Source organism: Terribacillus sp. DMT04 (assembly GCF_019056395.1).
Lineage (GTDB): Bacteria > Bacillota > Bacilli > Bacillales > Amphibacillaceae > Terribacillus > Terribacillus aidingensis_A.
Genome location: NZ_CP077639.1, coordinates 1,652,412 through 1,665,875 on the forward strand (window position 1 = coordinate 1,652,412; position 13,464 = coordinate 1,665,875).

14 protein-coding genes and 1 pseudogene are annotated in these 13,464 nt (G+C 39.4%); 11 read left to right on the forward strand and 4 right to left on the reverse strand.

All coding sequences use genetic code 11. The annotated features are described in order from the left end of the window. Positions 1-108: 108 nt before the first annotated feature. On the reverse strand, positions 109-522 hold the full coding sequence (locus KS242_RS08795; protein WP_217323968.1) for a MarR family winged helix-turn-helix transcriptional regulator: 414 nt from the start codon (positions 520-522) through the stop codon (positions 109-111). Positions 523-669: 147 nt separating this feature from the next. Between KS242_RS08795 and KS242_RS08800 the strand changes: the two genes are divergently transcribed. The 3 genes from KS242_RS08800 (at position 670) to KS242_RS08810 (ending at position 2,838) form a co-directional block, all read left to right on the forward strand. Then, a complete protein-coding gene (locus tag KS242_RS08800) occupies positions 670-1,797 on the forward strand; it encodes an NADH-dependent flavin oxidoreductase (protein WP_217323969.1) in 1,128 nt (375 codons plus the stop codon). Between the two features lie 71 nt (positions 1,798-1,868). After that, on the forward strand, positions 1,869-2,273 hold the full coding sequence (locus KS242_RS08805; RefSeq protein WP_371747618.1) for a DoxX family protein: 405 nt from the start codon (positions 1,869-1,871) through the stop codon (positions 2,271-2,273). Between the two features lie 31 nt (positions 2,274-2,304). Beyond that, complete coding sequence (locus KS242_RS08810; RefSeq protein WP_217323971.1) at positions 2,305-2,838, forward strand: VOC family protein; 534 nt, start codon at positions 2,305-2,307, stop codon at positions 2,836-2,838. A 60-nt stretch (positions 2,839-2,898) separates the two neighbouring features. On the opposite strand, the gene KS242_RS08815 is transcribed toward KS242_RS08810, so the two are convergent. Beyond that, positions 2,899-3,945, reverse strand: coding sequence for an NADH:flavin oxidoreductase/NADH oxidase (locus KS242_RS08815; protein WP_217323972.1), 1,047 nt, complete (start codon positions 3,943-3,945; stop codon positions 2,899-2,901). Between the two features lie 94 nt (positions 3,946-4,039). On the opposite strand from KS242_RS08815, the pseudogene KS242_RS18100 reads away from it, so the two are divergent. After that, positions 4,040-4,276 (forward strand): annotated as a pseudogene (locus KS242_RS18100) (IS30 family transposase); the annotation flags it as partial. 313 nt (positions 4,277-4,589) lie between these two features. Here the strand turns inward: KS242_RS18100 and KS242_RS08820 are convergent. After that, positions 4,590-5,426, reverse strand: a complete 837-nt coding sequence (locus KS242_RS08820; RefSeq protein WP_217323973.1) for a MurR/RpiR family transcriptional regulator — start codon at positions 5,424-5,426, stop codon at positions 4,590-4,592. A 153-nt stretch (positions 5,427-5,579) separates the two neighbouring features. Between KS242_RS08820 and KS242_RS08825 the strand changes: the two genes are divergently transcribed. From KS242_RS08825 to KS242_RS08840, 4 genes are all read left to right on the forward strand, one after another. Beyond that, the gene (locus KS242_RS08825; RefSeq protein WP_217323974.1) at positions 5,580-6,596 is read left to right on the forward strand and encodes a Gfo/Idh/MocA family oxidoreductase; all 1,017 of its coding nucleotides are present in this window, start codon (positions 5,580-5,582) and stop codon (positions 6,594-6,596) included. Between the two features lies 1 nt (position 6,597). After that, on the forward strand, positions 6,598-7,569 hold the full coding sequence (locus KS242_RS08830) for a Gfo/Idh/MocA family protein (RefSeq protein WP_217323975.1): 972 nt from the start codon (positions 6,598-6,600) through the stop codon (positions 7,567-7,569). Between the two features lie 150 nt (positions 7,570-7,719). Further along, positions 7,720-8,565, forward strand: a complete 846-nt coding sequence (locus tag KS242_RS08835) for an aldo/keto reductase (RefSeq protein ID WP_217323976.1) — start codon at positions 7,720-7,722, stop codon at positions 8,563-8,565. Positions 8,566-9,195: 630 nt separating this feature from the next. Beyond that, entirely contained in the window at positions 9,196-10,524 is a 1,329-nt protein-coding gene (locus KS242_RS08840; protein ID WP_217323977.1) for an LLM class flavin-dependent oxidoreductase, read from the forward strand. 37 nt (positions 10,525-10,561) lie between these two features. On the opposite strand, the gene KS242_RS08845 is transcribed toward KS242_RS08840, so the two are convergent. Beyond that, positions 10,562-11,476, reverse strand: coding sequence for a LysR family transcriptional regulator (locus KS242_RS08845; protein ID WP_217323978.1), 915 nt, complete (start codon positions 11,474-11,476; stop codon positions 10,562-10,564). Positions 11,477-11,621: 145 nt separating this feature from the next. Here KS242_RS08845 and ssuE point away from each other — a divergent pair, with 145 nt between their 5' ends. Genes ssuE through KS242_RS08860 form a run of 3 tightly spaced genes read left to right on the forward strand, consistent with a single transcriptional unit; the run spans position 11,622 to position 13,451 of the window. Further along, positions 11,622-12,182 carry an NADPH-dependent FMN reductase gene (gene ssuE / locus KS242_RS08850; RefSeq protein WP_217323979.1) on the forward strand — a complete coding sequence of 187 codons (561 nt, stop codon included), beginning with the start codon at positions 11,622-11,624 and terminating at the stop codon, positions 12,180-12,182. Further along, the gene (locus KS242_RS08855) at positions 12,157-13,188 is read left to right on the forward strand and encodes an LLM class flavin-dependent oxidoreductase (RefSeq protein WP_217323980.1); all 1,032 of its coding nucleotides are present in this window, start codon (positions 12,157-12,159) and stop codon (positions 13,186-13,188) included. Before ssuE ends, KS242_RS08855 begins: the two co-directional genes overlap by 26 nt. Continuing rightward, positions 13,188-13,451: a glutaredoxin family protein gene (locus tag KS242_RS08860; RefSeq protein WP_217323981.1), complete on the forward strand. Its 264-nt coding sequence runs from the start codon at positions 13,188-13,190 to the stop codon at positions 13,449-13,451. Before KS242_RS08855 ends, KS242_RS08860 begins: the two co-directional genes overlap by 1 nt. Positions 13,452-13,464 lie beyond the last annotated feature (13 nt).

Sequence of the window (13,464 nt, forward strand, 5' to 3'; positions counted from 1 at the left end):
AACTCCTATTGTAAACATTTCTCCTAATTAGAGGGAAATGGTAGAAAGAGATAAATTCAATAATGATGACGATTAAATAAAAATAAGGAAGGGGATAAATACCCTTCCTTATTTAAGTAATTCTACTATGTTAGAAATATCTTTTGGTAATAAGGATTTGTGTAATGCTTCATCAATAGTCTTTAACATGGATTCTAACAATTCCTCTCCCGTTTCTGACAAGACTATATAGGCACTTCTTTTATCATCAAGTGAAGTCACTCGGGATACAAGTTCTCCATCCTTATAATTTTGCAATCTGGATGCCATTCTCGACAATGCACTTAAACTTAAATCAATTTTGGAATGTAGATCTTGTAACCGTAGCTTTTTTTCGTCCGCTTCAGAAAGTGTATAGAGTAAAGTAAACTCTTTTAGTTCCAGACCGAAATGTTCTTTTAGAGTATAGTCAATTGCGTTTGAGATTCTATTGTAGTATTTGGAAAAGTTGAACCAAGTTTCAATTAAGTTCTCAGTTTTCATAGCGTGCTCCTAATTTTAGTATCTTAATTTAAGGATACCTTAATGAAATAATGGCTGCAATCTAAAACATGTTTAAGAAATGCAAGAGAGGTGAATATATAGTTATAAAATTGCTTGCGCAAGCAAATAAAAGAAAGGTGTTGTATTATGAATAAATCTTATACCAAGTTGTTTGAACCTTATACTTTTCCAAATGGAGTCTCTGTTAATAACAGAGTAGTCATGGCACCAATGACAACCCAATCGTCCTTTGAGAATGGCATGGTCACAACGGATGAACATAATTATTATAAACGCCGCACTAATGGAGTGGGGTTAGTTATTACTTCGTGTGCCCATGTAATGAATAACGGTAGATTCCCTGGATCGTTAAGTGCAGCTTCAGATGAGCATATTCCAAGCCTTACAAAGTTAGCCGACACGATAAAGGCCAGTGGTTCAAAAGCAATATTACAAATCTTTCATGTGGGCAGGATGGGAACGAGTGCATCAATTGGAGGAGAACAGTTGGTTAGTGCAAGTCCCGAATCTGCATTACGAGATGATGCTGAAAAGCCGAGAGAACTTACACTTGGAGAAGTAAGTGAAATGGTCAAAGCATTTGGACAAGCTGCGCGTCGCGCAATTCTGGCTGGATTTGATGGAGTAGAAATTCACGGTGCAAATACGTATTTAATACAGCAATTCTTTTCCCCGCATTCTAATCGTCGTAACGATGAATGGGGAGGCTCACTTAGCAATAGAATGAGATTTCCGTTAGAGGTGACAAGAGAAGTAAAGGCGACTATAGAGAAGTATGCTAAAAATCCATTTATCTTTGGATATCGTATTTCTCCAGAAGAGATAGAAGAACCAGGGATTACATTGGAGCAGACTTTGCAGTTATTAACCGCACTTAAAAAAGAAAATTTAGACTATATCCATATCTCGTTAGGGCATTTCATGCAAAGTTCCTTGAGAGATAAAGAGGATTCAACACCGGTCATTCAAACAATCAAGAGACATCTTGGGGAAGACATCCCACTTATTACTGTAGGACAAATTAAAACACCTGATGAAGCAATTAAAGCATTGAACACTGGCGTACCATTGGTTGCTTTGGGAAGAGCATTACTAGTAGAACCAGATTGGATAGAGAAAGTAAGCAATGGAGATGAGTCGTTGATCCGAACTGAAATTAAGTCTAATGACTGGGATGATTTAACTTTACCAGATGCAATGTGGGAATACGTGCAAAGCCGACCTGGGTGGTTACCGTTCTCTACTTTAGATTAACTTAACAGTACTGCTCCTTGCGTCAATAGCCACAATGAAAGTCGCTGTACGGTTAGAGTAGTCAGAAAGAGGTGACGGAATTGAGTTTAGCTATATTGTTAGTACGAGTTCTATTAGGACTTACTTTCATTGGACATGGATTACAAAAGACCATGGGTTGGTTTGGGGGAAACGGATGGAATAAGACTATAACGGGTTTTCGTAATATGAGATTAAAGCCTCCAAAGTTAATGGCCTTCTTTGCAGCACTATCTGAAATGGGAGGAGGATTACTATTAGCTCTTGGTCTTTTAACACCACTTGCTTCCGTTATGATTATCGCTGCCATGGTGGCAGCAATAATTACGGTTACAGGAAGAAATGGGTATTGGATTACCAATAATGGCGCGGAATATAACATACTTATCATTTTTGTTGCAATTGCCGTAATTATTATGGGACCAGGCGTATATTCATTGGATTATTTATTATTTTAAATTTTATCTAGTAGAAAGGTAGTGAGTGACTATGGATAACTTTATAAGAGGTATTGATCACATCGGTATTACAGTTCCGGATATGGAAGAAGCAACTGCATTCTTACAAAATGCATTTGACGCTAAAGTAGCTTATGATTCCAAGAAGCCTGAAGAGGGAGCTATGGGCGGAGAAGAAATCGAGACGATTCTTGGGTTGAAAAAAGGTTCAGAGGTTGTTCATATGAGAGTAGTGTCTATAGGAAACAGTATTAGTATGGAGCTATTCCAATATCAAGGTATAGAACAAAGAAAACCGAGTAATCCAGATGATTTGGGTATCCAGCACTTTGCTGTTTATGTTGATAATATGGCGGAAGCTGTTACAAAGTTTGAACAAGCTGGTGGCCAATTAAATACGAAACCAACGAAGATTCTAAATGAAATAGAGGGAAATGCTGAGGAGAATCAATTCGCATATGGAACAGCTCCATGGGGGATGGTAGTTGAGCTAATAACTTATCCTAATGGAATAGAGTACCCAAGTGATAGTAATGCAAAGAGATTTACTCCTCCAAAGAGATAAAATTATAAGAAAAACAACCAATCCAGCTTGGGTTGGTTGTTTTAAGATGTACTGTAAAATTTATCGTATACCTCTACTATACTGTACTGGAGGTGTAACTTTATGGGCGATAGCTTTTATAGCGTGTAATCCCCAGTAAGGATCGTTTAGCATGCCTCTGGCGATTGCTACAAGATCAGCATCTTTATTGGCTAATGCTGCCTCTGCAACTTGGGGAATACTCAACTTGCCTACGGCTATAACAGGTATTTGCAAAGCTTCTTTAAATGCACGAGCAAAAGGAACCTGGTATGCAGGGTGGTTACCGGGCTTTTTCTTCCCAGGAAGACCTTCACCACCACTTGATACGTGGAACATATCTACCCCGGCATTTTTAAAGCGTTTGGCCATCTTTATTGCGTGATCTATTTCATAACCTCCATCAATATATTCAATCGCTGACATTCTCATGATAAGCGGCATATCTTCTGGTATTACGGAACGAACAGCTTTGACTACTTCTTCTCCAAATAGAGCAAGGTCCTTACCGTAAGCATCCTCTCTGTTATTGATAGCAGGGGACATAAATTGATGTAACAAATAACCATGTGCTCCATGCAATTCTATAGTGTCAAATCCAGCTTTTACTGCTCGACTTGCAGCATCTTTGAATTGCGTAATTATAGTCTGGATTTCTTTAACATCCAAAGCTCTAGGTGGCTTGAGACTGCCATTTTTTGTCTCCTCAGGTAATACTTCGACTGGTATATCCGATGGTCCGACAGGCTGTTTAGCATCCTCAGCTTTTCGACCAGCATGAGCAATCTGTATAGCTGCTTTTGTTCCGTATTTATGAATTTCATCAATGATTCGTTTATATGCAGGTACTGAATCATCAGACCATAACCCTAAGTCGCCATTGGTAATTCTACCTTCTGGAGTAACACTTGTCATTTCCATAATGATTAATCCTGTACCACCAATAGCTCTGGAAACATAATGGACAAAATGCCAATCATTAGGGATACCGTCTTCTTTTTCGACAGAGTATTGGCACATCGGAGCCATAACTATTCTATTTTTAAGATCGAGATCTTTCAGTTTATAAGGCGTTGTAATTATTGCCAATTTTATCACTCCTCATACATTTTATTTGCTTGCGCACGCAAATAAATATATATTAATTATCCTAAATAGTCAATTTAACCGTTTATAAAGCAGCATTTTCTTCGCCAATCCCGGCATCCCTTTCCAACGGATGCTAAATGAAAACTCAAATGGTCGATTGCGAAAGGATGGGCTACCGAAAGAGATGGAATTCAATGAAGTTGACCGGGATGTCGTTTCAGCAGTCGCAAACAAACGAAACCATATTCCGAGAAAGTCCTTAAATTACCGCACACAAATGGAGAAATTTTTGAGTTATTTGGGTGAGTTGATAATGTCTAGCTTAAACTGACAATTGAGAGTATAAAACGTTTTTAAATCACTTGATGGGGAGTGTACATACCAAAAACGGAAATAGAATCAGCTATTAGCGTTATTTAAGAAATTGCGCATGTATATTCGTTTTCAAAATCGACAGCATATTTTAACTCATTTTAGGAATCATTTGTCAGCACATTCTAAAGTAGCACCAGAAGTTCTGTGATTTCAGGTTACGTGTTTAGAGTGTCTGGATTAATGGAAACCGACTCATGCCCCCAGGTACTGAAAGAGTCTATATAGATCTTTTCTTGAAAGAGCTCCAGTTTCTTTTTATATTGGTCATTTTAGAAAAAACGATCGGCGTCGAGTGCCTTGGCGACGTTTTCTTCGTAATTCTCTTGAAATAAGCAGGCGTATAAAATATTTAAGATATATTCAAAAGATAGCTGAGAAGAAAACGTACCAATCTTTGCAAATTTTTCTTCGCTGTTTGGCACAATCAAATTAGTAGTACCCCACTTCGTCAACTTTCCTTCTTCTTCTGCAGTAATGACAAGGATTGGCGTTTCTTGTGCATGTAGATAAGCAGCTGCTTTGGCGAGTGTATCACTCATCCCGTGGTAGCTTAACATAATGGCGCAGTCGTTTTTATCGCTATTTTGTGTATGGTAGGCCCATTCCGCTAATTCAGTAGCGATAATCACATGCTTGTGGATCTTCAGCATTTTGTTTTGGAAGCTTGATGCCCGAATTTGTGAATCGCCATACGCATATATATAAATTCGATTCGCACTGCTCAGCATTTGAACGGCGTTTGCAAGATCCTCTTGTTGTAAGTAATTGAACGTTTTCTCTATAGTACTGGACATTAACTCGGCCATTTCATTAGCTAATTGCAGGGCTGGTACAGTGGAGTCAAATGGATAATTGATATCAATTGCAGAATGAGCCGCTGTTACTTGCAGTTCTTGAGCTAAACCAACAATGAATTCTTTATATCCTTTTAGATCTAACTTCTGAATAAGGCGAATTATGGCCGAGTGTGAGGTATAAGCTACCTTTGCCAACTGCTGGACATTCAAATGTATGACATCTTCCTTATGTTCTAGAATGTACGCAGCAATTGTCTTTTCAGTTGGTGTGAAATGACGCATTGTCATTAATTTTCCTATAATATTCATGGCATCCTCTTTTGAAGCTAAACATTTTGTCCAAATCTTTATGACCTTTACGCTTCTCTACAAACAATTTTACCATCTTCCCCATTTTGTAACTACATGTCTGCTATTTTCTATACAATTAAGATGGATTTATGCTGAATGGAGGATTAATACATGCTGAAAATTGGTTTTATAGGAAATGGTAAAAGCACGAATCGCTATCATCTTCCTTTTCTTATGCACCGTGAGCATATAGAAGTAACGATGATTTATGCCCGCAATCTAGATAAAAAGGATAGGCCGGATTATCCATCTTTTACGTATACAGACGATTTGACTGCAGTCATGACCAATCCAGCAATCAACCTTATATCTGTTTGCACTCCGATAGAATCACATTATATGTATGCAAAAATGGCGCTGGAGAATGGCAAACATGTGATGGTAGAAAAGCCGTTTGCTTTAAATACCGAGGAAACAAAAGAATTATTTGCTTTAGCAAAGGAAAAGGATTTGGTTATCCAATGCTATCAAAATAGAAGACATGATGCTGATTTCCTTACCATACAAAAAGTAATCGAAAGCGGCAAGCTTGGCGAACTTATTGAAGTAGAAATGAATTACGATTATTACCGCGCAGAATTGCCAGCCCAACAGCCTTTTTCCGAGCATAACAGCTTTTTATATGGCCATGGCGTTCACACTGTTGATCAAGCGATTTCCTACTTCGGAGATCCAGAACGAACGCATTTTGATGTTAGACAGCTTTCAGGAGCTGATAAGATGAACGATTACTTTGATTTAGATCTTTATTATCCGACGTACAAAGTATCGATTAGATCAAGTTTCTATCGCTTAAAACCGCGTCCTAGCTTTGCTGTCTACGGAAAAAAGGGCGTATTTATCAAAGAAACACAAGACAGGCAAGAAGAACATTTAAAACTGAATTACTTACCAGAAGGGCATGATGATTTCGGGGTAGATTTGCCTGCCCACTACGGTACATTAACGTATCTTGATAAAAACGGTATCTACCACGAAGAAAAGGTTATATCCGTAAATGGTGATTATGGCCGCGTCTATGATGATGTGTACCGAGTAATTTTTGAAAGCGCAGAAAAGAAGATTAAAGATGAAGAAACGATACGCGTAATGGACATCTTAGAACGGGCGATGAAGGAGCGTAACTAACATGAATATGGGGATTATTGGTGCGGGTATGATCGTGCACGACTTGTTTAATTTTATCGATCAAATACCATCTATTACTGTCCAGGCTCTTTGTTCCAAGCCTTCTCACCAACAAAAGCTGGACAAGCTAAGGGAAGAACATGCCATAACGAGTATTTATACAGATTATCAAGCGCTGTTGAATGACCCTAAAGTAGACACGATTTATATTGGATTACCAAATCATTTGCACTTTACCTATACAAAACTAGCTCTCGAAAGCGGCAAAAATGTAATCTGCGAAAAGCCATTCACTGCTACGTTAGAAGAATTTACCGTGCTTAAAACACGCGCTCTTGAAAAACAATTAATTTTGCTTGAAGCTATCTCTAACCAATATGCTAAACAATATCAGTTAATTCGAGATAGCCTAAGTGAAGTAGGAACCGTAAAAATCGTCGAGTGCAATTATTCCCAGTACTCTTCTCGCTACAGTGATTTTCAAAAAGGAATTGTTCATTCCGTTTTTGATCCTGCTAAAGCTGGCGGAGCACTGATGGACATTAACATTTATAATATACACTTTACCATTGGATTATTTGGTGCTCCAAAGCAGGTAACCTATATGCCAAACATAGAAAAAGGTATCGACACATCAGGAATACTGCTGCTCGATTACAATTCATTTAAATGTGTATGTATAGGGGCAAAAGACAGCACATCACCAAACCATATTTCGATTCAAGGTGACAAAGGTTCTATTCATTTAAGCGGCAGCTCAAATGATATTACTAATTTTGAGCTAACCTCTTTGAGCAGACAAGCAATTATGTCATCACTTAACTATCCGCCACATCGGATGTACGATGAATTTGTTGCTTTCAATGAAATTATCAACAGAAATGATCTAGATAAGGCATTTGCTATGCTGGAGCACAGTGAAAAGGTGATGCAGGTAATTGACTCCGCGCAAAAGCAGATGCTAGAACACTAGTAACGGGTTCACCAATGCATATTTACAGAGGGAAATACGAAGAGATGCAGATATTTACGATTTATCTTTGACTACAACACATTAACAAAATAATGGATACTGTACTTTACAAAGTAAAATAAGTACTATTATCGAAAGGGGCAAGCCATCATGAAAACAACTATTCCAACAATAAAGTTGCACGACGGTAATACAATACCAGCTATGGGCTTTGGAACTTCTGGTATATCTGGAGCGCAAGGCGCCCAATCCATCATTAGCGCCATTGATGCTGGATACCGACTAATTGATACAGCCTACATGTACGAAAATGAAGGGACTGTAGGTAAAGCGATTCGTAATAGCAGCATGCCCCGAGAGAAACTTCAAGTAACATCTAAACTTCCTGGGCGCCATCATGCATACAACAAAGCAATTACAGCTATACAAGAATCACTTTATCGCGCCAATTTAGATTATTATGATCTTTATCTAATTCATTGGCCAAATCCAAAGCAAGATCTTTACGTGGAAGCTTGGCAAGCCTTACAAGAAGCAAAGCGCTGGGGCTTAGTTCGTTCTATAGGTGTATGTAATTTTCTTCCGGAACATATGGAGAAGCTTAAACTGGAAACAGGCGAGCTTCCTGCTGTTAACCAGATAGAACTGCACCCATACTTTAACCAGGAAGAACAGCGCAATTGGAACAAGTCACACGACGTAGTAACACAATCTTGGAGTCCACTAGGGTTCGGAGGCGACCTTTTACAAAATGAAAGCCTGAATGAGTTGGCGCATACACATCATAAATCTGTCTCCCAGATTATTCTGCGCTGGCATTACCAGTTAGGAACCGCTTCAATACCTAAATCATCCAAGTTTTATCGCCAGCAGGAGAATTTGGCAATATTCGATTTTGAATTAAATGATGAAGAAATGAAGACCATCTCCTCTTTCACTAAAGAGGATGGACGAATCAGAAGTTTCCTAAATCCAGCTACTTTTGAAGAAGAATAATATATTTACTATCTATAAATAAAAGAGGTAGTCGAGAAAGTCTGAACTATGCTTGCGATTTGATTCTGTAAGTATAATTCTGGACATCTGTATAACCTCGCTCCTAATAGGATCTTGACTATAAATGACTATTTTAGGTCATCAAGCACCAATACCCTGAATGAGGGAACTTTTTTAAAAGTGTCCTCATTCGGGGTACTTTTAGCAGAGCAGTAACCTTGTACAACTGTTCATCGGACAAGTTTTCCTTCACCAGGTTAACTTTATCTTTATGGGGGCAAGTGACATGACATACTGCTGTATTTCGTCACGTTGTTATCTCCTTATTCAAAACTTGACTGAATAATAGTATATAAGAAGCTGTTACATTATCCGAAACATTATTCGAAATATTATTTTAATACTATATAAAAAAATACATGATAAGTTCCTTCGAAAAACCTAGATTTAGAGATTATATTATTCGTACCTTTATGTATAAAAGCATCCGTATTTCCTCAGATCCGTATCACTATCCTTTCTAACTATTACATTTAATAAAGAGTCAATTTATAAATACCAATTATACTTACTTGTCAATCTGCCTTATGATAAAAATAATACAATTACATTCAGAAGGGGTAGATGCGCATGGCAGGGAAAAAGCAAATTCAGTTTGGATTGATGCTGCATGGTCCGGGCGGTCATATGAATGCATGGAAGGACGAATCGGTGCCAGCAGATGCAAGTGTGAACATTGATTATTATCAATCAATAACGAAACAGGCAGAGGAGTCAGGGTTTCGATTTGTTTTTGTCGCGGATGGTCTTTATATAAGTGAAAAGTCGATTCCGCATTTTCTAAATCGGTTTGAGCCGTTAACCATTTTATCTGCGCTTGCGTCTGTAACAAAACATATCGGTCTTGTTGGGACCGTTTCAACTTCCTACAGCGAGCCTTTTACTATTGCGCGACAGTTTGCATCCCTCGATAAACTAAGTAAGGGGCGGGCAGGATGGAATTTGGTCACGTCACCGCTTGAGGGTTCGGCTGAAAATCATACAATCAGAAATCATCCCAATCATGCACTAAGGTATGAGATTGCAGAGGAGTACTTGGACGTTGTGAATGGGCTTTGGAGTTCTTGGGAAGATGATGCTTTTGTTAGAGACCGTACAACAGGTACGTTTTTTAATAAAGAAAAACTTCATACGCTGAATTATGAAGGCAATCATTTCTCCGTAAAAGGTCCACTTAATATTGAACGGTCGGATCAAGGACAGCCGGTTGTTTTCCAGGCGGGGTCTTCCGAAGCGGGAAAAAATCTCGCGGCAAAGGGGGCGGATGCTGTCTTTACGAATGCAGACTCCCTGGCAACAGCGCAGGCCTTTTATAAAGATGTAAAGAATCGTGCTGCGGCTATGGGAAGAGAAAAGTCTGCAATAAAGATTTTCCCTGGAATACACCCGATAGTTGGAAGTACCGTAGATGAGGCAGAGAAAAAATACGATGCCATCAAAAATTTAGTGTCCATTGAGGAAGCGTTAAATTATTTAGGAAGATTTTTTGATCATTATGATTTTAGTCAATTCCCATTGGATGAGCCATTCCCGGATATTGGAGAGGTTGGGTCAAACAGCTTCAAATCGACAACGGATGGAATCAAAAAACTAGCAAAAGACAATCAGCTTACATTGCGGGAAGTTGCCTTGCAAGTGACTACTCCGAAAAGTGCATTTTTCGGCACGTATGAACAGGTTGCAAATCAGCTGATACAATGGGTAGAAGAAGAAGCTGCCGATGGCTTTATTTTTGGGGCTCCTATTCTTGCCAGCGGCCTGGACGAATGGGTAGAGCATGTGATCCCCATATTAGAGGAGAAGGGATATTACGATAAAAGTTACAAAGCTGAAACGCTGCGGGGGAATCTTGGATTGGCATATAAAGAGAATGTTCATCGTAAAGAAACTGTAAGGTAATAGAAAAGAGGTTAGCCTGGTTGGCTAACCTCTTTTTTCAGTTACTAACTGCACGAGCAATGCCAGCAGCCGACTTGTTATGAAAGGCATCTTCTATTAATTCAATTAACTGTGTGGCAGCTTTTCCTGGCGTGTCATGTGTTCTTCTAAGCAGACCGATCGGCGGGGAAACCGATATCCCGTTTATTTCGACCACTTTAGTACCGGGGATGGAGAAGGAATGGGCAGTCCGTGTAAATAGAGAGACGCCCAAACCTGCCTGCACGTAGTGTTTATGAGACATACTGCTCGTTATTTCAATTTTTTTATAAGCTGTACCGATTGCTTCCACGATATTTTGTTCAATTTGAATGCGTATCGGACAATTATGCGGTGTGAATAAAATGGTTTCATGCTGCAGTTCCGTTATGTCTGCAGTACTCTTTTCTGCAAGTGGATGGGAAGAGGGCACTAACAACACAATATCATCTTGATACAGCGGTTTGAATACATTCTTCATGGAAACTTCAGGGGCTCCGCAAATGGCAAAGTCAATCTCGTCATTATACAGCAGCGAGCTTAGTGTATTGGCATCCGCAACTTGTATCGATAACTCTACATGTGGATATTTCTCTTTAAAGTCAGCAATGATGCTAGGAAACTCTAAGCTGGCAGTAGGTTCCGATATGCCTATACGAATCAATCCTGCCATACCAACTTCTAAATCTTGCAGCGTGTTCGTTAGTTTTTCGTACTCTTGCAGCAGCGTTTTAGCTCGCTCATAAAAGACTCGGCCAGATTCGGTCAATTTTAACGTTTTTCCTCTTTCAAGCAGTTTCTCACCAATTTCTTCTTCTAAGTGTTTGATGTGCAAGGTGATGGTTGGCTGCGAATAATTTAAAACTTCGGCAGCTTTTAAAAAGTTGCCCTGTTTGACGATTGTAGCAAAAGTTCGGATAGCGCGAATCTCCATGATAACCCCTCGCTCCTCTCTAATTTCAAAGTTCTGAATTGTGCGTTTACTAAAACTAATTATACTTTTTTGATTGTTTGCCTTATTATAATTTACATGATCAACTATTCCAAGTGGTTTAGGTGGAATTAAAAGGAGGATCACGATGACAAGAGTTACCATAGTGGCCGGCGGAAATTCTGTTCATTCCCGACTTACTGGCGTACTGCAGCATGTTCAACGTTCTTTGGAAGCAGGAGGAGCGGAGCTAAATGTCATTCAAGTGCACCAGCTGCCAAGTAAAGCCTTGCTGACTGCTGATTTTTCTAACAAAGAAATGAAAGAAGCAATTGAGCGAGTAAAAGCTAGTGATGGTGTCGTCTTCTTGTCGCCCGTATACAAAGCAGCTTACTCCGGTATTTTAAAAACGTTTTTAGATATGCTTCCGCAGAAAAGTTTAACAGGAAAGTCGGTGCTGCCGCTCATTTTAGGCGGAACCAATGCGCATCTGCTTGTCCTTGATTATGCACTCAAACCAGTTATTCATAATTTGGGAGCCACTGCGGTTCATACGGGCGTTTTCGTATTAGACAAACAAGTTACAAAACTGGAGGAAAATCAATACGTGCTGGATTCAGAAGCAGTAACGCGGCTAAACAACGCGCTTGCATTGTATAAAAGTTCTTTAGGAGGGAAGATGGATGTCTATCACACTCAATATTCTTGATCAAAGTCTTGTAGGAGAAGAAGAACAAGCAGAGCAGGCTATTCAGAATACGGTCAGACTCGCACAGGCCGCAGAAAAACTTGGATACCACAGATTTTGGGTATCCGAGCATCATAACAGCAGAGACGTAGCAGGGTCGGCTCCAGAAGCGCTTATCGGCTACTTATTGGCAAGAACAAACACACTGAAAATCGGCTCAGGCGGTGTAATGCTGCAGCACTATAGTCCCTACAAGGTGGCCGAGATATTTCATGTGTTAGCTTCACTTGCTCCTGGCAGAGTAGATCTTGGCGTCGGCAAAGCGCCTGGCGGATTAAACGTTTCTACGCAAGCATTACAGGAGGACTTAAAGCCAGCACATAAAGACTTCACACAAAAATTACTGGATCTGAAAGCATATGTGAATAGAGAGGAGCAGACAGAAAAATTAGAAGCGACGCCAGTTCCAAGTTCTGCACCCGAAATGTTTTTGTTAGGTGGAAGCGCCGAGAGTGCGGAACTTGCGGCAAAACAAGGCATATCCTTTGTATTCGCTTATTTTATAAACGGAGACAATGTGGTACTACAAGAAGCTAGAGAGGCCTTTGAAAAACACAGCCCTAAAGGTGCGAAGCATAAATTTCTTCTGGCGCTCACAGTCGCTGTGGCAGAAGACGAAGAAAAGGCGCTTTCGTACATAAAACAAAAAGAATCTGTTAAAATAACATTCTCTGATGGAAGAAAGCTTAATGTCGGATCAATAAACGATGCAAAGGAGCTTGTGAAAGACGCCGATAAGGCAGACTACTTTATAAAAATCCAGAAAGCAGGCTATCTGGCAGGAACGAAAGAAACAGTAAGCAAAAACTTGCATGCATTATCTCGAACATATGACATTGACGAAGTGATTGTGCTATCGCCAATTGCAGACATCGAGCAAAGAATTGCAATGTTTACATCGCTTAAAGAAGCATTAGACACCGACGATAATTATAATCAAAAATTTACTGGTGAGGTGCGTATTTGATGGCCGCTGAGAAAAGAATAGTAGTATGGAGCAAGCAAGGCTGCAGTTATTGTGAGACAGTGAAAGCATTTTTAACAGAGAAAGAAATTCCTTTTTCAACAATAGATGTGACAGCAAATGATACATTTCGTGATGTTTTGGAGGTGAAATATGACATCCGCTATGTTCCTGTTGTAGAAATAGGTACGGGAACAGCATCTTATCAAGCGGTGTTGAAACCCGATATAGAAGCTTTGAAAGAAGCTTTAACTTTGTATAATTAAACTGGAGGATCAT